Annotated in this window: 20 protein-coding genes; 8 read left to right on the top strand and 12 right to left on the bottom strand. The window is 66.0% G+C overall.

The window, feature by feature from the left end:
- Positions 1-63 precede the first annotated feature (63 nt).
- Complete coding sequence (locus AAE021_RS09810) at positions 64-711, top strand: TetR/AcrR family transcriptional regulator (RefSeq protein ID WP_342022157.1); 648 nt, start codon at positions 64-66, stop codon at positions 709-711.
- 37 nt (positions 712-748) lie between these two features.
- Positions 749-1,216, top strand: a complete 468-nt coding sequence (locus AAE021_RS09815; RefSeq protein ID WP_342022158.1) for a GNAT family N-acetyltransferase — start codon at positions 749-751, stop codon at positions 1,214-1,216.
- Between the two features lie 113 nt (positions 1,217-1,329).
- On the opposite strand, the gene AAE021_RS09820 is transcribed toward AAE021_RS09815, so the two are convergent.
- Genes AAE021_RS09820 through pdhA form a run of 3 tightly spaced genes read right to left on the bottom strand, consistent with a single transcriptional unit; the run spans position 1,330 to position 5,098 of the window.
- A complete protein-coding gene (locus tag AAE021_RS09820) occupies positions 1,330-2,862 on the bottom strand; it encodes a dihydrolipoamide acetyltransferase family protein (RefSeq protein ID WP_342022159.1) in 1,533 nt (510 codons plus the stop codon).
- Positions 2,859-3,899 carry an alpha-ketoacid dehydrogenase subunit beta gene (locus AAE021_RS09825; RefSeq protein ID WP_342022160.1) on the bottom strand — a complete coding sequence of 347 codons (1,041 nt, stop codon included), beginning with the start codon at positions 3,897-3,899 and terminating at the stop codon, positions 2,859-2,861. Before AAE021_RS09825 ends, AAE021_RS09820 begins: the two co-directional genes overlap by 4 nt.
- Positions 3,896-5,098 (bottom strand): pyruvate dehydrogenase (acetyl-transferring) E1 component subunit alpha, encoded by a 1,203-nt coding sequence (pdhA, locus tag AAE021_RS09830; protein WP_425362384.1) that lies wholly within the window; start codon positions 5,096-5,098, stop codon positions 3,896-3,898. Before pdhA ends, AAE021_RS09825 begins: the two co-directional genes overlap by 4 nt.
- A 166-nt stretch (positions 5,099-5,264) precedes the next feature.
- Between pdhA and AAE021_RS09835 the strand changes: the two genes are divergently transcribed.
- Entirely contained in the window at positions 5,265-5,762 is a 498-nt protein-coding gene (locus tag AAE021_RS09835; protein WP_342022161.1) for an Lrp/AsnC family transcriptional regulator, read from the top strand.
- Between the two features lie 127 nt (positions 5,763-5,889).
- On the opposite strand, the gene AAE021_RS09840 is transcribed toward AAE021_RS09835, so the two are convergent.
- A complete protein-coding gene (locus AAE021_RS09840) occupies positions 5,890-7,515 on the bottom strand; it encodes a cation acetate symporter (protein WP_342022162.1) in 1,626 nt (541 codons plus the stop codon).
- Positions 7,512-7,883, bottom strand: a complete 372-nt coding sequence (locus AAE021_RS09845) for a DUF485 domain-containing protein (RefSeq protein WP_342022163.1) — start codon at positions 7,881-7,883, stop codon at positions 7,512-7,514. Before AAE021_RS09845 ends, AAE021_RS09840 begins: the two co-directional genes overlap by 4 nt.
- A gap of 243 nt (positions 7,884-8,126) precedes the next feature.
- On the opposite strand from AAE021_RS09845, the gene AAE021_RS09850 reads away from it, so the two are divergent.
- From AAE021_RS09850 to AAE021_RS09865, 4 genes are read left to right on the top strand one after another with little or no spacing between them, the layout of a single operon-like run.
- Positions 8,127-9,329 (top strand): sensor histidine kinase, encoded by a 1,203-nt coding sequence (locus AAE021_RS09850; RefSeq protein WP_342022164.1) that lies wholly within the window; start codon positions 8,127-8,129, stop codon positions 9,327-9,329.
- A gap of 19 nt (positions 9,330-9,348) precedes the next feature.
- Positions 9,349-10,098, top strand: coding sequence for a LytTR family DNA-binding domain-containing protein (locus AAE021_RS09855; RefSeq protein WP_342022165.1), 750 nt, complete (start codon positions 9,349-9,351; stop codon positions 10,096-10,098).
- Positions 10,095-10,505, top strand: coding sequence for a hypothetical protein (locus AAE021_RS09860; protein ID WP_342022167.1), 411 nt, complete (start codon positions 10,095-10,097; stop codon positions 10,503-10,505). Before AAE021_RS09855 ends, AAE021_RS09860 begins: the two co-directional genes overlap by 4 nt.
- Positions 10,506-10,523: 18 nt before the next feature.
- Positions 10,524-11,996, top strand: a complete 1,473-nt coding sequence (locus AAE021_RS09865; RefSeq protein ID WP_342022168.1) for a cation acetate symporter — start codon at positions 10,524-10,526, stop codon at positions 11,994-11,996.
- Here the strand turns inward: AAE021_RS09865 and AAE021_RS09870 are convergent.
- The 7 genes from AAE021_RS09870 to rpsB all read right to left on the bottom strand — a co-directional run bounded on the left by AAE021_RS09870 (position 11,993) and on the right by rpsB (position 18,181).
- Positions 11,993-12,571 (bottom strand): DivIVA domain-containing protein, encoded by a 579-nt coding sequence (locus AAE021_RS09870; RefSeq protein ID WP_342022169.1) that lies wholly within the window; start codon positions 12,569-12,571, stop codon positions 11,993-11,995. The two genes, AAE021_RS09865 and AAE021_RS09870, sit on opposite strands and share 4 nt — an antisense overlap.
- Positions 12,572-12,705: 134 nt before the next feature.
- Positions 12,706-13,599 carry a phosphatidate cytidylyltransferase gene (locus tag AAE021_RS09875; RefSeq protein WP_425362475.1) on the bottom strand — a complete coding sequence of 298 codons (894 nt, stop codon included), beginning with the start codon at positions 13,597-13,599 and terminating at the stop codon, positions 12,706-12,708.
- A 407-nt stretch (positions 13,600-14,006) separates the two neighbouring features.
- The gene (frr, locus tag AAE021_RS09880; RefSeq protein ID WP_342022170.1) at positions 14,007-14,564 is read right to left on the bottom strand and encodes a ribosome recycling factor; all 558 of its coding nucleotides are present in this window, start codon (positions 14,562-14,564) and stop codon (positions 14,007-14,009) included.
- Positions 14,565-14,830: 266 nt separating this feature from the next.
- On the bottom strand, positions 14,831-15,262 hold the full coding sequence (locus tag AAE021_RS09885; RefSeq protein WP_342022171.1) for a hypothetical protein: 432 nt from the start codon (positions 15,260-15,262) through the stop codon (positions 14,831-14,833).
- A gap of 190 nt (positions 15,263-15,452) precedes the next feature.
- Complete coding sequence (pyrH, locus tag AAE021_RS09890) at positions 15,453-16,184, bottom strand: UMP kinase (RefSeq protein WP_342022172.1); 732 nt, start codon at positions 16,182-16,184, stop codon at positions 15,453-15,455.
- A 135-nt stretch (positions 16,185-16,319) separates the two neighbouring features.
- Positions 16,320-17,159, bottom strand: a complete 840-nt coding sequence (gene tsf, locus AAE021_RS09895) for a translation elongation factor Ts (RefSeq protein WP_342022173.1) — start codon at positions 17,157-17,159, stop codon at positions 16,320-16,322.
- Between the two features lie 134 nt (positions 17,160-17,293).
- Complete coding sequence (gene rpsB / locus AAE021_RS09900) at positions 17,294-18,181, bottom strand: 30S ribosomal protein S2 (RefSeq protein WP_342022174.1); 888 nt, start codon at positions 18,179-18,181, stop codon at positions 17,294-17,296.
- A 463-nt stretch (positions 18,182-18,644) separates the two neighbouring features.
- On the opposite strand from rpsB, the gene AAE021_RS09905 reads away from it, so the two are divergent.
- Positions 18,645-19,247: a M23 family metallopeptidase gene (locus AAE021_RS09905; protein WP_342022175.1), complete on the top strand. Its 603-nt coding sequence runs from the start codon at positions 18,645-18,647 to the stop codon at positions 19,245-19,247.
- Positions 19,248-19,294 lie beyond the last annotated feature (47 nt).

Raw genomic sequence — 19,294 nt, forward strand, 5'->3', positions numbered from 1 at the left:
TTAACTCAGCTGTCCACCACAATGGAAGCTGCTCGTGAATTAAAAACTGCCGGAAAGGTTGGCATGGACGCAGCGAAAGAGGAAGCACCAGCAGCCCCGCTCAAAAGGCCCGCGCCGCCCGCACACGCCACCGGCCGCAGCCTGGCCAAGGCATCCCGGCGCGCCGCCATGCTCGACGCCGCCGCCGCCCTTTTCGCCGAACGCGGGTACAACGGGGTCTCCATTGAAGAGCTCGGTGCGGCTTCGGGTGTCAGCGGACCTGCCGTGTACCGGCACTTCAGCGGCAAGCCGGCCGTATTATCAGCCCTCCTGGTCGGCGTGAGCGAGGACCTCCTTGCCGGCGGTAACGCCGTGGTCGCCGAGTCGGCAACTGCTGACGCCGCCCTCCGCGGACTCGTGGAGTTCCATGTGGACTTCGCCCTGCGCCAGGCCAACGTCATCCGGGTCCAGGACCGGGACTTCAGCAGCCTCCCGCCCGATGACGAACACAAGGTCCGGACTCTGCAGCGCCAGTACGTGGAGGTGTGGGTTGACGCCCTTTCCGCCCTGCACCCGGACTGCGGGCTGCCGCTGCTGCGGCACCGGGCGCAGGCCGTCTTTGGGCTCATCAACTCCACGTCCCATACGCTGCACGGAAAAATGAAGGCCAGGGAGACGGCACGGCTGCGGTCGCTCCTCGAGACAATGGCTTGGGCCGCCCTGAATGCCTAGTAGTCTGAATCAAACCCCTCGAGCAGAAAGACCTGCTGTGATTGAGCTTCGTGCCGTAGTTCCCGCCGATCTGGATGAATTCTTTTCCCATCAGCTGGATCCAAGCGCCAACCATATGGCTGGCTTTGCCGCCAAAAACCCCTCTGACCGCGGTGTGTTTGATCACCACTGGCAGAACATCCTCAATGACCCCACCATCACGGTGCGCACCATCGTGGCCGACGGTGACGTGGTGGGCAGCATCATGGCTTACCGCGAAGGCGGGGTCCCGGAGATCAGCTACTGGGTGGACACCGCCCGCTGGGGCCGGGGCATCACCACGGCCGCCGTGGGACAGTTCCTGCAGGAATTCTCCGAGCGCCCCATCCGGGCACGGGCCGTGGCCGATAACGCCAGCTCCATTGCCATCCTGGAGAAATATGGTTTCACCGTGATCGGCGAGACGCAGGGCTTCGCCAATGCCCGCGGAGCCGTTGTGCGTGAACTCGAGCTCGAGCTGGCCTAGCAAGCACTACATCCGGCGGGCCGGACCCGCGAAATGGCAGAAGGTGCGCTTCCCAGAGCTGGGAAGCGCACCTTCTGCCATTTCGCGCCGACACTAGGTCTGCGGGGCAGGGGTTACATCAGGGTCAGCGCCATTGCCGGTTCTGCCAGGACTGCCCCAACGTCGCTGAGGAACCGGGCGCCCTGCTCGCCGTCCACCAGCCGGTGGTCGAAGGACAGGCTCAGCGTCATGACCTTTCGCAGCGCAACAGCACCCTCAAAGGCCCAGGGCTGTTCCCGGACGGCGCCCAGCGCGAGGATTGCCGCTTCACCGGGATTCAGGATGGGCGTACCGGCATCAACACCGAAAACGCCCACGTTCGAAATCGAGAAGGTCCCGCCCGCCAGGTCCGCCGGAGTGGTCTTGCCGGCCCTTGCGGTTTGCGTCAGGGTTCCCAGCGCAGCGGCCAAATCCCGAAGCCCCAGAGTGTTGGCGTCCTTGATATTGGGAACCATCAACCCCCGCGGAGTGGCCGCGGCAATGCCAAGGTTCACGTAGCGGTACTGGATGATCTCCCGTGCGGCCTCATCCCAGCGCGAATTCAGCGTCGGATGCTTCCCCAGAGCCAGGCACGCGGCCTTGGCGGCGAGCGTCAGCGGCGTGAGCTTCACGCCCTCAAACTCCGGCTTCTGCCGCAGGCGCAACAGCAATTCGGTGGAGGCGGTGACGTCCACGGTCAGGAACACCGTCACATGCGGCGCGGTAAACGCGCTGGCTACCATGGCGGCGGCCGTGTGCTTGCGCATTCCGGCGATCGGAATCCGCTCCTCGCGGACACTCTGTCCGCCTGCCGCAGGCGAAGGCACCGCCGGTGGTGGCACCGGGAACGTACCCGACGGCGGCGGCGACTGTTCCAGGGCCGAAACCTGCCCTGCCGCTTCCGCGGCTGCGGTGACGTCGGACCGGACGATCAGCCCGTCGGGGCCGGATCCCTGAACGTGCTCCAGCTGGATTCCGAGGTCCCTGGCCAGTTTCCGGACCGGCGGCGTGGACCGCGGGCGTTCCTGCGGACGGCTTCCGGCCGGGGCATCCTGCGGTCCGGCCGAAGCGGGCGGAACAGGTGGAGCGGGAGCGACCGGGGCAGGCACGGGAGCCGGAGCAACCGGCGCCGGAGCCGGTGTGGGAGCCGGTGCGGGGGCTGGAGCAGGTGCTGGAGCCGGCGGAGCAGCGGCATCCGGCGCAGGCGGCTGGTCCCCGGTGAGCCAGCGGCGCCGGGCCGGGCGCCCGGTTTTCTCCGGAACCGCCCCATAGCCCACCAGGTTGGGTGTGCGCTTAAGGGGTTCGCCGGCGGGCCGGGCGGGAGCAAGGCCTGCCGCGGTACCGCCCGTTGCCGTTTGACCCGGCGCCGGGGCAGCCGGACCCGGGCCGCCGCCCACGTCAAAGGACACGATGGGCGCGCCGACTTCCACCACGGTGCCGGCCACTTCGTGGAGCGCGGACACGATTCCCTCATACGGCGACGGCAGTTCCACCACCGCTTTGGCGGTTTCCACCTCGGCGATGACCTGGTTCAGGGTGACCTTGTCCCCCACCGCCACATGCCAGCTGACAATCTCGGACTCGGTCAGGCCCTCACCAAGGTCCGGAAGGCGGAATTCGCGGATCATAGAGCCGCTCCTTCCAGGGCGGCAGCGCCGTGCGCAACCGGTGAGCTGCTGAGGGAGTTGGGCCGGCGCAGGGCGCGGTCCACGCCGTCGAGCATCCGGTCCAGGTCCGGAAGGTGATGATGTTCGAGTTTGGAGGACGGATACGGAACGTCAAAACCGGTGACGCGCACTGGGGCGTGCTCCAGATAGTCAAAGCAGCGTTCCGTGATGGATGCTGAAATTTCGGCGCCCACACCGCCGGATTTGCCGGCTTCGTGCGTGATGACCAGGCGCCCGGTCTTGCGCACCGACGCTTCCACGGTGGCAAAGTCCACCGGCGACAGCGAGCGCAGGTCGATCACTTCAACGGACACGCCCTCATCCGACGCGGCAATCGCGGCGTCGACGGCGGTCATGACCAGCGGCCCGTACGTCACGAGGGTGACGTCGGTTCCTTCGGTGACCACGCGCGCCTGCCCCAGCGGCAGTGCGCCGTCCAGTGCCTCCTGCACCTCGCCCTTGACGTGGTAGCGCCGCTTGGGTTCGAAGTACAGGACGGGGTCATTGCTGGCGATGGCCTGCTGGATCATCGTGTACGCGTCCTGGGGGTTGGACACGCTCACCACGCGCAGCCCCGAGGTGTGCGTGAAGTACGCCTCCGGTGACTCCGAGTGGTGTTCCGGCGATCCGATGCCGCCGCCGAAGGGCACCCGGATGGTCAGCGGCATGTTGACCGCGCCGCGGGTGCGGTAGTGCATCTTGGCAACCTGGCACACAATCTGGTCAAAGGCGGGATAAATGAACCCGTCAAACTGGATCTCCACCACCGGCCGGTACCCGCGGAAGGCCAGCCCGACGGCGGTGCCCATGATTCCTGATTCGGCCAGCGGGGTATCAATCACGCGGGAGGCGCCGAAATCCTTTTTCAGCCCATCGGTGATGCGGAAGACTCCGCCGAGAGTTCCAATGTCCTCACCCATCAGGACAACCTTGGGGTCCGCGTCCATGGCGGCGCGGAGTCCGGCGTTGATGGCGCGGCCAAACGTCATGGTGCTCATGGGGTGTTTCCCTCTTCTTCGGAGCCCACGGGATCGGTTCCGTGCACATGGACCGGGTGTGGCTCGTCCTCTTCGGTGCCGTACACGGCCAGGTACCGGGAGTATTCGTCGCGCTGGTTCTCCAGCCAGGAGTTCGGCTCGGCGTACACGTGGGCAAAAACGTCCAGCGCGGCCGGCGGTTCCATGCCGATGCAGGAGGCACGCAGTTCCGCGGCAACGGCATTGGCACGGGCGGTGACGGCTTCGGCAAACTCGTCGGTGAACAGGCCCTCGGCGCGCAGCAGGGCTTCCACCCGGCTGATCGGGTCCTTGGCGCGCCACTCCTCCAGTTCGGCGGCGTCGCGGTAGCGGGTGGGATCATCCGCGGTGGTGTGCGGCCCCATGCGGTAGGTCACTGCTTCGATGAAGCTCGGGCCTCCCCCGCTGCGGGCCCGGTCCAAGGCTTCACGGGTCACCGCCATCACGGCGAGGACGTCATTGCCGTCCACCCGCACCGAGGGGATGCCGAAGCCCGGTGCGCGGTTGGCAATGGGCACCTGCGCCTGCAGGCCCACGGGCTCGGAGATGGCCCACTGGTTGTTGGAGCAGAAGAAAATGACGGGCGTGTGGAAGCTGGCGGCGAAGACCATGGCCTCATTCACGTCGCCCTGGCTGGTGGCGCCGTCGCCAAAGTAGGTGATGACGGCGTCGTCGGTTCCGTCAGCGACCACACCCATGCCGTAGCCGGCGGCGTGCAGTGCCTGGGCGCCGATGATGACCTGGGTGGGAGCCATATTAACGGTGAAGGGGTCCCAGCCGGCCGCCGCGTTGCCGCGCCAGACCCGCATCAGGGACTCGGGATCGACGCCGCGGCACCAGGCCACGCCGTTTTCCCGGTAGCTGCCGAAGACAAAGTCGCTGGGCCGCAGGGTGCGGGCGGAGCCGATCTGCGCGGCTTCCTGGCCCAGCAGCGGCGGCCACAGGCCGAGCTGTCCCTGGCGCTGCAGCGCGGTGGCCTCGGTGTCGATCCGGCGGATCACCACCATGTCCTCGTAGAGGCTGCGCAATTGGTCCGGGTCGACGTCGTCCACCCAGTGGTCGTAGGAGGATGCCACGCGGGAACCGTCGGGACGGACCAGCTGGACGTAGGGGCCGGCAGCGGTGGCGCCGGCGTCGTGAGGGGGTCGAACAGGAGTATGCAGAGACACGTCGGTACGCATCCTTCCGTGTTGGGCCCCAGGGATGGCGGGACCGAACCGATGCCCGAGCGCCGTTGCCCGGATACCTGTGACCCTACTCACACTCAGCAGGCGGCACAACCACAGCGGAGATCATTGAGCATTGTGCCCTGCAATCGAAGATCAGGCCGTGCTAATCTTTCGCACTATGCCTCTCCTGGACAGCACCGACACCCGGCTTCTGCTTGCCCTCGCGAAGGATCCGCGGCGCACCGTGGTGGCGCTGGCCGCTGTTCTGGGCATTTCGCGCAACACGGTGCAGGCCAGGCTCGCGCAGCTGGAAAAGAAGTCGGTGTTCCTGTCCTTCGAGCGCAGGATCAGCCCGGCGGCCCTGGGATATCCGCTGATGGCTTTTGTGCACGTCCACGTCCAGCAGCAGCAGCTGGCCGAGATTACCGCGCAGCTGGCACAGGTCCCCGAGGTGGTGGAGGCCCACGGGCTGACCGGCACCGCGGACATCCTGCTGCGCGTGGTCGCCGCCGACGCAGAGGACCTCTTCCGGATCAACAAGACCATCCTGGCAATCCCCGGCGTCGAACGCTGCGACACCAACCTGGCCATGGGTGAACTCATCCCCTTCCGGGTGGCGCCGCTGCTCGAGCGGGAGAATCCCGGAAACGGCCCCGCGGACCGCGCCGGAAGCTGACACACTCCCCCGCGGCCCGGACACAGTCCTTGCATCCGGAACGTTCCCCGCAACGCAGGCAGGGCCCCGCACCGAGGTGCGGGGCCCTGCCTGTCCGGCCCAAGTGAGGACCGGTGGTGCGGTGAAGCTAGTGGTCCACTGCCTTCTCGGCGCCGACGCCGGTCAGTGAACGGACTTCCATCTCCGCCTGCTTCTGCGGGGATTCGTCGTCCTTGCCGACCACGGTTCCCAGCCAGCCCAGGAAGAACGCCAGCGGGATGGAGACCAGGCCCGGGTTGTTCAGCGGGAAGATGGAGATGTCGATGCCGGACACCATGGACGTCTCGGCCCCGGAGAAGACCGGGGACAGGATGATCAGCAGGATGGCCGAACCGAGGCCGCCGTACATGCTCCAGATGGCGCCCTGGGTGTTGAAGCGGCGCCAGTACAGCGAGTACAGGATGGTGGGCAGGTTGGCGCTGGCTGCAACGGCGAAGGCCAGTGCCACCAGGAACGCCACGTTCTGGCCCTGCGCGCCGATGCCGCCGAGGATGGACACGATACCGATCACGATGACGGTGCGTCGGGCCACCTTGACCTCGCCGTCGGCGTCCACCTTGCCCTTGCGGATCACGTTCGCGTAGATGTCATGGGCGAACGATGCGGCGGCAGTGATGGTCAGTCCGGCCACCACGGCCAGGATGGTCGCGAATGCCACGGCCGCGATCAGTCCCAGCAGGACCGGCCCGCCGAGGGCGAAGGCCAGCAGCGGAGCCGCGGAGTTCACGCCGCCCGGAGCTGAGGCGATCGTTTCCGCCGGAATCAGTGCAGCGGCGCCGTAACCCAGGACCAGGGTGAAGAGGTAGAACAGGCCGATCAGCCAAATGGCCCAGACCACGGAACGGCGGGCTTCCTTGGCGGTGGGCACGGTGTAGAAGCGCATCAGCACGTGCGGCAGTGCCGCGGTGCCCAGCACCAGCGCCATGCCCAGGGACACGAAGTCCAGACGGGTGGTGCCGCTCTTGCCGTACTGCAGGCCCGGATTCAGGAGCTCGGGGTTGCCCGACGTTTCAACGGCTGCACCCAGCAGCTCCGACAGGTTGAAGTCGTGCAGGGCAAGGACCCAGACCGTCATGATGGCCGCGCCGGCGATGAGCAGGCAGGCCTTGATGATCTGCACCCAGGTGGTGCCCTTCATGCCGCCGATGAGTACGTAGATGATCATCAGGCCGCCGACGACGGTGATGACCAGTGACTGGCCAATCTTGGAATCGATGCCCATCAGCAGGGAAACCAGTCCGCCGGCACCGGCCATCTGGGCCAGCAGGTAGAAGAAACAAACGGCCAGCGTGGTAATCGCCGCGGCGATCCGCACCGGGCGCTGCTTGAGCCGGAAGGAGAGGACATCGGCCATGGTGAACTTGCCGGTGTTGCGCAGCATTTCCGCCACCAGCAGCAGTGCCACGAGCCAGGCCACCAGGAAGCCGATGGAGTAGAGGAAGCCGTCGTAGCCGTTGATGGCGATGGCACCGACGATGCCCAGGAAGGATGCCGCCGACAGGTAGTCGCCGGCGATGGCCGTTCCGTTCTGCGGTCCGGTGAAGGACCGGCCTGCGGCGTAGTAGTCAGCCGCGGTTTTGTTGTTGCGGCTGGCCCGCAGAACGACCACCAGGGTCACCGCCACGAACAGGCCGAAGATGAGCATGTTCAGCCAGCCGGTTTCCTTGACGGCGTCGGCACTGATGGTCTGGGCCGCAATGTTCAGCGTGTTCATTTGGTCTCCTCCGGACGGCTGACGCCCTTGGCCTCAAGTTTTTCGCGCAGGCCTGCCGCGATGGGATCCATCCGGCGGTTGGCGTAGCTGACATACCACATGGTGATGCCGAAGGTGCTGACAAACTGGAGTAGGCCCAGGATCAACCCGACGTTGATGTTCCCCCAGACCGGGGTGGACATGAAGTCGTGCGCATAATCCGCCAGCAGGACGTAGGCGAAGTACCACAGCAGGAAGACCACTGCCATGGGAAAGATGAAGCTCCGCTGGCGCTTGCGCAGCTCCTGCAGTTCGGGTGATTTTTGGACTTCCGTGAAGTCGACCGGCGCGGCGTGGGCGCCGGATCCTCGGGGATGATTTTTAGCCATCGCTCCTCCTTGAGTTGGGGCATGTCCGCACGGCGCTGCCTGCCGTTTGCCGGATTAGCCGGATTCGGGCACCACACACGCACAAACTGTGATCCCCATCACCTTGCTACGGGCGCCGCCTGCGGCACCAGTTTCAGCGGCCGCGCCTCGCCAAACGGTCATTCCCCTGCGGTGAACGGTTCCGGCAGCACCGATGGCGGGCGCTGAGGGGCCGGCGTCGTCCGCTGCCGCTAGGGTGGGGGAATGTTCAGCCCTGCCGTCGACATAGCCGTGGTCTGCGCCGTCGCGGTCCTCACCGTGGCCCTGGTGGCGGCCCTTGGCCACCGCCTGATCCGGTCACAGCGGGATCTGGGATCGGACCGGGAGCGGGCCGTGTACTCGGCCCTCCACACAGCCAGCCTTGCATCCCGCCACCTCCGCGCGGGTCTCACCCCCTCCGGCGCCGCCAAGGCGGGGCGCCACCTGCGCGCCCTGCTCGGCTGCGACACCCTGGTCCTGGCCGACGCCGCCGCCGTGCTCGCCTGGGAAGGTTCCCTGCCGGACACTCCCGAAGCACGCGCCCGGCTGCTCGAGGCATCCCGGACGGTGCTGGACAGCGGGCGGACCAAGGTTTTCCGTGGTGCCTCCCTGCGTTCGCTGGGGATCGACGACGGCGGCCGGCAGCTGCTGGTGTGCCCGCTGCAGGTGAACCGCCAGACGGTGGGCACGCTCGCCGTATTCACTCCCTCGGTCAGCGCCGGGCTGGTCCGTGCGGCCAATGACGTTGCCGCCTGGGTGGCCGCCCAAGTGGAACTGGCCGAGCTGGACACCTCCCGGACCATGCTGATGGAGGCCGAGGTCCGGGCCCTGCGGGCGCAGATCAGCCCGCACTTCATCTACAACTCGCTCAACGCGATTGCCTCCTACATCACCACCGATCCGGTGCGGGCACGGGAGCTGGTGGTCGAGTTCGCGGACTTCACCCGCTACACCTTCCGCCGCAGCGGCAACTTCACCACGGTGGCCGAGGAACTGCAGGCCATCGACCGGTACCTGCTGCTGGAGCGGGCGCGTTTCGGGGACCGCCTGAAGATCAGCCTGCAGATCGGCCCGGAAGTCCTGGGCACCGTGATTCCATTTCTTTCGCTGCAGCCGCTGGTGGAGAACTCGGTCCGGCACGGACTGGAGGCCACCGACGGCGAGGGCCACCTCACCATCACCGCCTCCGACGCCGGAGCGCAGGCGGTGATCACCGTCGAAGACAATGGCTCGGGCATGGACCCGGAATATCTGCGGGCCGTGCTGGCCGGCCATGCCGACGGTGACCACGTCGGCCTGCGGAACGTGGATGTCAGGCTGCGCCAGGTGTACGGCGATGACTTCGGCCTGGTCATTGACACGGCGCCGGGCGCCGGCACCCTCATCACCCTGCGCATACCCAAGTCGCAACCGGATCACCGCCTCTGAGTCTTGTAACCTGTTTCACATGTCCGCACCAGCTAAAGCGCCTTCCCGGCAGATCTCAGTGCTTGTTGTCGACGACGAGCTGCCGGCGGTTAACGAACTGGCGTTCCTGCTGGGCCGGGACTCCCGGGTAGGGGACGTGCACCGCGCCTCCAGCGGCGTGCAGGCACTGAACGCCATCGAAAACAACGCGGTGGACGCGGTGTTCCTGGACATCCACATGCCGGCACTGTCCGGCCTGGACATAGCCCGCGTCCTGTCCGGGAGGGAGCGTCCGCCCGCCGTGGTGTTCGTGACCGCCGACGAAGAACAGGCGCTGGCGGCGTTCGACCTCGCCGCCGTGGACTATCTGCTCAAGCCCGTCCGTCCGGAGCGGCTGGCCGAATCGGTCCGGCGCATCTGCGACATCGCCGCCGAAGCGGCCGGTGACGGCGACGTCGTCAGCGTGGCCCAGGGCGGGACCACCCTGCTGATCCGCCGCGACGATATCCGCTATGTGCAGGCCCAGGGCGACTACGCCCGGCTGCACACCGCCGAGTCCTCCTACCTGATCCGGGTTCCGCTTGCGGACCTGGAGGAGCAGTGGGCGGAGGCCGGTTTTGTCCGTATCCACCGCTCATACCTGGTGTCCCGCACGCACATCCGGCAGGTTCGGGTGTCCGGAGGCCACGCCAGCATCACTGTGGGCTCGGCGGAGCTGCCGGTGAGCCGGCGGCACCTGCCCGGGGTCCGGAGCACGCTCTCCGCCAGCCGGGTCCGGCCCCGCGCATGAGTGCGGAGACGGAACCTCCGCACCCTCCGCCCATCGCTCCCGTGCAGCGGCAGCGGGTCCGGGTCACCGCACCGCGTTCCTCACCGGCGTCGGCGGATTCCAACACGGTGTCACGGGAGCTGGATGAGCAGACCGAAGTCGGCGAGCTGTTCATTGGCTCCCTGATCCGTTCGCAGCTGCGCCTGGCCCTGGTGGTCGCCGGCGGATTCCTGCTGATCCTGCTGGGGGTGCCGGTGCTCCTGGCCTTCCTGCCGGTGATTGCCGACCTCACCGTCTTCACCGTCCCGGCGCCTTGGATCCTGCTCGGGGCAGGTGTGTATCCGCTCGTCATCATCTGCGGCGTCCTGTACGTGCGCAGCGCCGCCCGCAACGAACAGCGTTTCCTGGATCTGATGGACGATGCCTAGGCACCAAGGAGTTCCGGCATGAACCCGGTGACCGGTTACGCCGCCCTGGCCGCGGTCACCGCAGCAACGCTGCTCATCGGCGTCTACGGTCTGCGTATTTCCCGCACCACCGGGGACTTTTACGTGGCGTCCCGGACCGTGCGTCCGTGGTGGAATGCCTCGGCCATCGGCGGCGAATACCTGTCCGCAGCCAGCTTCCTGGGTGTTGCCGGACTGATCCTGGTGTCCGGCGTGGACGCGCTCTGGTTTCCCATCGGCTACACGGCCGGCTATCTCATGCTGCTGCTCTTTGTCGCGGCACCGCTGCGCCGGTCAGGCGCCTACACCATTCCAGACTTTGCGCAGGCCCGGCTGGGATCGCTGGCCGCCCGGCGGATCACCAGCCTGCTGGTGATCGCCGTCGGCTGGCTGTACATCGTTCCGCAGCTGCACGGGGCGGCGCTGACCATCCGCATCACCACCGGGCTCCCGGGCTGGGTGGGGTCGGTGGCCGTGGTGGTGGTGGTGTGCCTGAGCGTGGTCACGGGTGGCATGAGGTCCATTACGTTCGTGCAGGCCTTCCAGTACTGGCTGAAGCTGGTGGCCATTGCCGTGCCGGTGCTTTTTGTCCTCTTTCGGCTGTCCTCCGACGGCCTGCCGTGGACCGACGGCGGCGCCGTTTTTGCGGCCGCCCTGAATCCGGAGACCAACGCCTCGCTGTACCGGAACATCTCGCTGAGCATTGCGCTGCTGTGCGGAACCCTCGGCCTGCCGCACGTACTGGTGCGCTTCTACACAAACCCGGATGGGCCGTCGGCGCGGCGAACCACCCTGATCGTGCTGGGGCTGCTGTCGCTGTTCTACATCTTTCCGATCATCTACGGCGTCCTGGGCCGGATCTACACGCCTGAACTGGCCGCGGGAGGCGCGGATTCAACGGTGCTGCTGCTTCCCGGCCGGGTCTTTGACGGAGCGCTGGGCGACCTGCTCTCAGCCCTGGTGACGGCCGGGGCGTTCGCAGCATTCCTGTCTACGACCAGCGGGCTGGTGGTTTCCCTCGCCGGGGTGGTCAGCCAGCAGTTCTTCCGCGGCAGTGTGGGCGGGTTCCGGCTATCGGCCGTCCTGGCCGCCGTCGTGCCCCTGGGCCTGGCGCTGCTGACCAGCTCCCAGGCGCTGGCCGGCAGCGTGGGCATGGTGTTCGCGTTCACCGCGTCCACTCTGTGCCCGCTGCTGGTGCTCGGCATCTGGTGGCGCGGTCTCACCTCCCCCGGCGCGGTTTCCGGCATGCTCACGGGGGCGATGCTGTGCGGCGGCGCCATGGTGGCCGGCGGCGCGCTGGCCACCATGGGAAGAAGTGTTCCGGTATGGCTGGAACAGCCGGCCGCATGGACCGTTCCCGCGGCGTTCGCTGTCACGGTTGCCGTATCCAAGCTGCGGCCGGACCTGGCTCCGGCCGGTGCGGCTAAAATCCTGGCCCGGCTCCATACCCCGGAACGACGGCGAACCAACTAGTCGATAGAGGCCATAAGCTCGACCACGCGGTCCAGGAAGGCATCCACCTGGGTTTCTTCATATCCGTCGGCGCCCTTGGCTTCGCGGAAGACCGCCCGGCGGACAACATCCACGCTCAGCGGCTTGTCGTTTTCGAAGTAGCCCAGCAGCTCGTTGCACAGCGCGTCCACGTCCTCAACGTTGTAGCTGGGCACCTTGCGCTTGCTGGGCCTGCGGAACCGTTCTCCGGGCTTGCGGTGCAACCGTGCGCGCAGAACGGCCGAGGTGCGGCCGATCTGCAGCAGCCAAGCTTCTTCGCCCTTGTCCTGGATCAGCTGATCCCGTTCACGCTGTGCAAACACATCTTCAAGCCGGTCCAGTGCGGCGTCCACGGCTTGAGGCTCATACCCGGCCTTTGCCGGATCGAACGCCATGGACCGGACGCTGCGGCTGGTGATGGCCTTCGCGGACGGGCTTTCGGCGTTGTAGTAGCTCCGAGCCTTGGCCAGGAACTCATCAACCTGGCGCGTGTTGTAGCCGTATTCCCGACGCCCCACACGCTCGAAAGGGGCGCTGGCCTGCCGCGCTTCGTCCATGTTTTAACTGTTCCTCTGTGGTGTCGTACCGCTTGTGCCGAGACTGTTTGGAAAACCTGTAATTATCGTACGTTGCCGCTTGTTGGGCCTGCGGCAAGCCGCTGCCGGAGCATCCCCCCGCCCGGCGGGACCTGCTAGGCCCCCGCCAGCAGGACGGAAAGCGTGAACACCACCGGCGACGCAAAGACCACTGAGTCCAGCCGGTCCATGATGCCGCCGTGGCCCGGCAGCAGATTGGACATGTCCTTCACGCCCAGCTCCCGTTTGATCATGGACTCCGAGAAATCGCCGGCTGTTGCTGCGGCAACCGTGGCAACCGCAAGCACAAGGCCAAACCACCACGGCTGGTCCAGGAAGAAGAGCGCCGCCACGATGCCCACCACGGTGGCGCCGGCCGCCGAACCGGCGAACCCCTCCCAGGACTTTTTCGGGCTGATCTTGGGTGCCATGGGATGTTTCCCGAAGATGGCACCCACCAGGTATCCGAAGGTGTCATTGGCCACCACCAGCAGCAGCAGCACCGCAACGCCGATGCTTCCGTTGGGTTCACCCAGCAGCAGCAGCGCGAAGCTCAACAGGAAGGGAACCCACAGCACCACAAAAATACCGGCAAAGATGCTACGGACCGCGTCCTCGGCAGTGTCGATGGCCCGCCACAGCAGAATGGCCACCACCGTTGCCACAAGGGCAAACGCCAGCGTTTCGCTGCCGCCAAAGTACGCGGCAAAGGGCAGGGCAACGGTGCCGACAAGAACCGGCACCAGGGGAACCTTGATGCCGCGCACTTCCAGGGCACGGCTGACTTCCCACACGCCAACAGCGGCAAACACCGTGGCGATGGCCACGATGGCAAAGGGGAAGAACAGCAGTCCCGCAAGCAGGCCACCCAGCAGGATCACGCCGACGGCGGTGGCCGCGGGAAGATTCCGCCCCGCCTTTGACGGCTTGGCCGGAGCCTTGGGCTGCTTGGCTGCCTTGGGTTGCTTGGGTTGCTTGGGCTGCTTGGGCGCCTTGCCGGCACGGATCACCTTGCCTGCTCCGGGTGCCTTCGCAGCGGGAGTCTCCTGCCCTGCGTCAGGCTCCTTGACCGCGGAGGTCTCCGTTCCCACGTTGGGTTCCTTAGCGGCATTGGATCCCTCAGCAGCGTCCGAGCCTTTAGCAGCGCCGGAGTCCGAAGCATCGTCGAAGCCCTTAGCAGCGCTGTTGTCCGTGACAGCGGCAGTCTCCTGGCTGGCTGGAGTCTCCCGGCCGGCGTCGGACTCCTTCCCAGCGGGGGTCTCCCCCGAGGCCGCGGGCGCGCTGGAATCGCCGGGAGGCGTTGCGCCCTTTCGGCCGGGCACGGCTCCGTCGCTAGCATTCATGTCCGTGGCCTTCGCTGCCGGATCAGTCTCAAGGGACGCACCGCCAGCCTTGCTGGGAGGCAGGTCGTTCCTCATCAGACCTCGAGCAGCTCGGCTTCCTTGCGCTTGAGCAGATCGTCAATGGCGTCAGTGTGAGCCTTGGTCTGCGCGTCCAGGTCCTTTTCGGCCCGGGCTCCGTCGTCTTCGCCGATCTCGCCGTCCTTGACCAGCCGGTCCAGCGCATCCTTGGCCTTGCGGCGGATGTTGCGGACCGAGATCTTGGCATCCTCGCCCTTAGTCTTGACGATCTTGACGTATTCCTTGCGGCGGTCCTGCGTCAGTTCGGGCATGATGACGCGGATAACCTTGCCGTCATTCGAAGGGTTCGCACCAACCTCGGAGTCGCTCAGGGCACGCTCAATAGCCCGCAGGGCCGAAACGTCGTAGGGCGTGATCAGCAGAGTGCGTGCGTCCGGGGTTCCAAAGGAAGCCAGCTGCTGAAGCTGCGTGGGAGAGCCGTAGTAGTCCACGAGGACTTTGGAGAAGAGGGCCGGGGTGGCACGGCCGGTGCGGATGGTGGCGAAGTCCTCTTTGGCTACTTCCACCGCCTTGTCCATTTTGTCGGTGGCCTCGGCCAGGGTTTCTTCGATCATGGTGTCTCCTAACACGCAAAAAATGTCCACGCAGGCGTGGCTGGGCTCTCTTATTCATCCTAAGCCAAAAGGGTCAGGGTTCCCTGCACCGAGCTTGCGAGGTGGAGGGAACCCTCTTGGCGCAAAAGGGTCTTCGGTTCCCTGCACCGAGCTTGCGAGGTGGAGGTCTCCGGGACCTGGATCGGCGGCAACGATATTCCCTCGGCCGCGGACGGCCTCCGGAATAATAAAGCCGCCTTCCTCCAGGTCCCTGCGCACGGGGCTCCTCAGGCTGATCGCAGTCGGAGGAGTCCGCCGACCGCTGTAAGAATCACCGCTACGGAACCGAACAGCACAAGCAGCGCAGCGATCCAGGCAGCTTGGTTCTGGGAACCGGTTGCTGACGCGGCGCCGACGACGATGCCAACGCAGCACCAGCCCATCAGGTGGATGCCGAGCCCCATGGCCGCCCAGTACCCGGGCAGGCCGCGAGTCGCTGCCCAGCGCTGCCCGACCCGGTGGCCAAGAAGAAGCAGGCAGCCGCTAAAAGCGGCTAGAACCGCCGCGTACAGGAGTTGGACGGCACCGCCGGTCCCTGGGTCCGCGAAGACCCGTTCATCCGTAAACACGCCGCTGATCCGTAGAACGACAAAGAGAACGACGGCTACCGCCGCCCCCAGCCATGCTCTCCTGAGGCCCGAACCTGAAGCAATCGCCATGGGAGGTGCACCTTTTCACCAGTGGGAGGGAAATCCCCTGCCCATGGTGGCACATTGTTGCCGCAGGGACCTGGAGGAAGGCGGCTTTAAATCCCGGAGGCCGTCCACGGCCGAGGGGATTTCGTTGCCGCCGTTCCAGGTCCCGCAGGCACCGCAGCCACCGAGTCCGGCAGGCACCAGGGCGGTACGCCTAGTTCGAGACGATGGTGCCGATCTTCTCGCCGCGGATGGCGCGGGTGACGTTTCCTTCGCCTTCCATGCCGAAGACCACCATGTTCAGGTCATTGTCCTTGCACATGGTCATGGCCGTCTGGTCCATGACGCGGATGTCCTGGCGCAGGGCGTCGTCGTACGTGAGGGTTTCCAGGCGCACGGCGCTGGAGTCCTTGTTGGGGTCGGCGGTGTAGACACCGTCAACTCCGCTCTTCGCCATCAGCACCTCGTCGGCGTGGACCTCGAGGGCGCGCTGGGCAGCCACGGTGTCGGTGGAGAAGTACGGCAGGCCGGCGCCGGCGCCGAAGATGACCACGCGGCCCTTTTCCAAGTGGCGGATGGCGCGCCGGGGAATGTAGGCCTCGGCCACCTGGCCCATGGTGATGGCGCTCTGGACGCGGGTCTCAACGCCCGCCTGTTCCAGGAAGTCCTGCAGCGCAAGGCAGTTCATGACCGTGCCGAGCATGCCCATGTAGTCCGCCCGGGAGCGGTCCATGCCGCTCTGGGAAAGCTCGGCACCGCGGAAGAAGTTTCCGCCGCCCACCACAATGGCAACCTCCACCTCGCCAACGGTCGCAGCAATCTGCTTGGCCACTGCGCGCACCGTGTCCGGGTCCACTCCGAGCTTCCCGCCGCCGAAGACTTCACCGGAGAGCTTGAGCAGTACGCGTCGACGCGCCAGATCGGATTCTTTCAGGACGTGGGCCATTGTGCCTCCCGGGGCATAGTACGTGCTTGGTTTAAAGGGTATAGATCTGTTTTGGGCAGACAAAAGGGGTGGCCACCTCGGTGACCACCCCAAATGTTCATGATGACGTATCCGTCAGGTCCAGTGCCTTGTGGGCTAGGCGCCTACGCGGAAACGGGCGAAGCCGGACGGCGTGGTGCCGGCCTCTTCGAGCACCTTTGCCACGGTCTTCTTGGCGTCCTTGGCGAACGGCTGGTCCAGCAGGACGATTTCCTTGAAGAAACCGGTCAGGCGGCCTTCAACGATCTTGGTCAGCGCGGCTTCGGGCTTGCCCTCGGCACGTGCGGTCTCGTCAGCAATGCGGCGTTCGTTCTCAACCGTCTCGGCCGGAACTTCGTCCCGGGTGAGGTAGGTGGGAGCGTAAGCAGCGGTGTGCACGGCGATGTCGTGCGCAGCGGTCTTGGCTTCGTCGCTGTCACCGTCAACGGCAAACAGAACGCCAACCTGGGCCGGAAGGTCCTTGGAGGTCTTGTGCAGGTACGCGTCGACGGTCTTGCCCTCGATGCGTGCAACCCGGCGGACAACAACCTTCTCGCCCAGGATTGCGCCTTCTTCGATGACAACCTCGGACAGCGGCTTGCCGTCAACGTTGTAGGCCAGCAGCGTCTCGGCGTCGGCGGCAGCCGACTCCACAGCAGCAGCCAGGACCTTGTCAGCCAGTTCGATGAACTTGGCGGACTTGGCAACGAAGTCGGTCTCGCAGTTGAGTTCAACCATGACGCCGACGGTGCCGTCGATGACCTTGGCGGCAACCAGGCCTTCAGCCGTGGAACGGCCTTCGCGCTTGGTGGCACCCTTCAGGCCCTTGATGCGGATGAGCTCCATGGCCTTTTCGGCGTCGCCGTTGGCCTCGTCGAGAGCCTTCTTCACATCCATCATGCCGGCGCCTGTGCGCTCGCGCAGAGCCTTGATATCAGCAGCGGTGTAGTTCGCCATTTGGACTCCAGTCCTCCCGTTATAAGTTTTGGTGAGATTCCGCCAGAGCGGCTGGCCGGAATACTCCGGCCAGCCGCGCCAGCAGATACCCCGAAATCACCACAGCGTGGCTGCGGTGATTCGGGAACTTCTATTTACTTCTCTGTTGCGTCCGCGGCGGGTGCCTCGGCAGCAGCTTCGGCCGGAGCCTCGGCTGCAGCTTCAGCGTCTGCAGCCGGAGCTGCTTCTTCTGCCGGAGCGGCTTCAGCGGCGGGGGCAGCTGCGCCTTCGAGGAGTTCGCGCTCCCACTCAGCAAGCGGCTCAGCCGGTGCTTCCGTGTTGCCGGACTTGTTGTGGCGGACGATCAGGCCCTCAGCAACGGCGTCGGCGATAACGCGGGTCAGCAGGTTGACGGAGCGGATGGCGTCGTCGTTGCCCGGGATCGGGAAGTCGACGTCATCGGGATCGCAGTTGCTGTCCAGGATGGCGACAACCGGGATGTTCAGCTTCTTGGCCTCGTCAATGGCGAGGTGTTCCTTCTGGGTGTCCACGATCCAGACCACGGACGGAGCCTTGGTCAGGTTGCGGATGCCGCCGAGGTTGGTCTGCAGCTTGGTGAGCTCGCGCTTCAGCAGCAGCAGTTCCTTCTTGGTGTGGCCGGAACCGGCAACATCGTCGAAGTCGATTTCTTCGAGTTCCTTCAGACGCTGGATGCGCTTGGCAACGGTCTGGAAGTTGGTGAGCATACCGCCGAGCCAACGCTGGTTCACGTAGGGCTGGCCAACACGGGTGGCCTGCTCGGCGATGGCTTCCTGAGCCTGCTTCTTGGTACCGACGAACAGTACGGTTCCGCCGTGGGCAACGGTGGCCTTGACGAACTCGTAGGCGCGGTCGATGTAGGACAGCGACTGCTGCAGGTCGATGATGTAGATGCCGTTGCGCTCGGTGAAGATGAAACGCTTCATCTTCGGGTTCCAGCGACGGGTCTGGTGTCCAAAGTGGACGCCGCTGTCGAGCAGCTGGCGCATTGTAACGACGGGCATGTCGTCACTCCTTCCGGCAGCAGTAGGCGTGCCGAAGCACAGTGACTCTGCTGCCAATTGACGGTTTTTAGCTGTACGCCCGGGCGGGCGAAGCTCCTGGTGCCCATCAGCTGAAACTTCAGCATGCCTCCCCTGCCGGCTTACCGGACCGATGGAAAGGCACCCGCGGCAATTCCGAGGAATCGCCGGGATAATTGGGGCACGCGTAGTCAGCATCCTGTGCCGGAAGCCGCTCGGATTTCGGTGAAACCAAGGCGGTATCCTCCCTGCGGGCAGGGAACATGGCACAGCAAACTGCTTCGTCAACTATACACCAGCGCTACGGTGCTTTTGTCCTCCCCAGCCCCGCCGGCGGCATCCGCGGGCTCGGACTGTCCACAGCCCGGCTTGGGGACAGATCCGCATGGAAGAACAGGGACAGACTGCGGGCATGGACCTCCCTCTTCACCGCAGACTCCGGCGCATGAAGCCGACGACGCCGCGCCCGCCCAGGGCGCGCCGTCACCGACTGCTTCCGCTGGGCTGGGCGGGACTATTGGCAGCCATGTTCCTCGGCGTGACCGTTCCCGCCGTTGGCTGGAATGAAGGCACCGGTGCGAATGCAGCACCCGGGGCAGGGACGGCGTCCGCCGGCAGCTACGAACCGGAGTGGAGCTGGCCGCTCTCCCCCGAGCCGGTGGTGCTCCGCACCTTTGAGGCACCCCCGCAGCGGTGGCTCGCCGGACACCGGGGCGTGGACCTGGCGGCAGCACCCGGAACACCTGTGCTCAGCCCGGCTGCCGGAACCGTGTCCTTCACGGGGTGGGTGGTGAACCGTCCGGTGCTGACCGTGGATCTTGGCGATGGACTGCTGGCCAGTTTTGAACCGGTGCTTGCGGAGAAATCCACCGGGGACGCGGTGGCCGAAGGTGAGGTGCTGGGACGGCTGGCCGGACCGGAGACCGCGGTCCCCGGCCACTGCGCCGCTTCCTGTTTGCACTGGGGGGTTCGCTTGAACCGGGACTATGTGAATCCCCTGAACTACGTCACGGACCGGAGGCCGTCGGTGTTGTTGCCGCTGCGCTGAGGACGTGCCGTGGACGAGCAATCCCGCAGGCATCGTGAACGTCGCCC

Origin of the sequence: Arthrobacter citreus (genome assembly GCF_038405225.1) — a bacterium.
GTDB lineage: Bacteria > Actinomycetota > Actinomycetes > Actinomycetales > Micrococcaceae > Arthrobacter_B > Arthrobacter_B citreus_A.

Coding starts and splice junctions, on each gene's coding strand:
- AAE021_RS09865 (WP_342022168.1), top strand. CDS start 10,524: ATGAACCCGGTGACCGGTTACGCCGCCCTGGCCGCGGTCACCGCAGCA.
- AAE021_RS09850 (WP_342022164.1), top strand. CDS start 8,127: ATGTTCAGCCCTGCCGTCGACATAGCCGTGGTCTGCGCCGTCGCGGTC.
- AAE021_RS09845 (WP_342022163.1), bottom strand. CDS start 7,883: ATGGCTAAAAATCATCCCCGAGGATCCGGCGCCCACGCCGCGCCGGTC.
- AAE021_RS09905 (WP_342022175.1), top strand. CDS start 18,645: ATGAAGCCGACGACGCCGCGCCCGCCCAGGGCGCGCCGTCACCGACTG.
- tsf (WP_342022173.1), bottom strand. CDS start 17,159: ATGGCGAACTACACCGCTGCTGATATCAAGGCTCTGCGCGAGCGCACA.
- AAE021_RS09820 (WP_342022159.1), bottom strand. CDS start 2,862: ATGATCCGCGAATTCCGCCTTCCGGACCTTGGTGAGGGCCTGACCGAG.
- AAE021_RS09840 (WP_342022162.1), bottom strand. CDS start 7,515: ATGAACACGCTGAACATTGCGGCCCAGACCATCAGTGCCGACGCCGTC.
- AAE021_RS09885 (WP_342022171.1), bottom strand. CDS start 15,262: ATGGCGATTGCTTCAGGTTCGGGCCTCAGGAGAGCATGGCTGGGGGCG.
- rpsB (WP_342022174.1), bottom strand. CDS start 18,181: ATGCCCGTCGTTACAATGCGCCAGCTGCTCGACAGCGGCGTCCACTTT.
- AAE021_RS09860 (WP_342022167.1), top strand. CDS start 10,095: ATGAGTGCGGAGACGGAACCTCCGCACCCTCCGCCCATCGCTCCCGTG.
- AAE021_RS09810 (WP_342022157.1), top strand. CDS start 64: ATGGACGCAGCGAAAGAGGAAGCACCAGCAGCCCCGCTCAAAAGGCCC.
- frr (WP_342022170.1), bottom strand. CDS start 14,564: ATGATCGAAGAAACCCTGGCCGAGGCCACCGACAAAATGGACAAGGCG.
- pyrH (WP_342022172.1), bottom strand. CDS start 16,184: ATGGCCCACGTCCTGAAAGAATCCGATCTGGCGCGTCGACGCGTACTG.
- AAE021_RS09825 (WP_342022160.1), bottom strand. CDS start 3,899: ATGAGCACCATGACGTTTGGCCGCGCCATCAACGCCGGACTCCGCGCC.
- AAE021_RS09855 (WP_342022165.1), top strand. CDS start 9,349: ATGTCCGCACCAGCTAAAGCGCCTTCCCGGCAGATCTCAGTGCTTGTT.
- AAE021_RS09870 (WP_342022169.1), bottom strand. CDS start 12,571: ATGGACGAAGCGCGGCAGGCCAGCGCCCCTTTCGAGCGTGTGGGGCGT.
- AAE021_RS09835 (WP_342022161.1), top strand. CDS start 5,265: ATGCCTCTCCTGGACAGCACCGACACCCGGCTTCTGCTTGCCCTCGCG.
- pdhA (WP_425362384.1), bottom strand. CDS start 5,098: ATGCGTACCGACGTGTCTCTGCATACTCCTGTTCGACCCCCTCACGAC.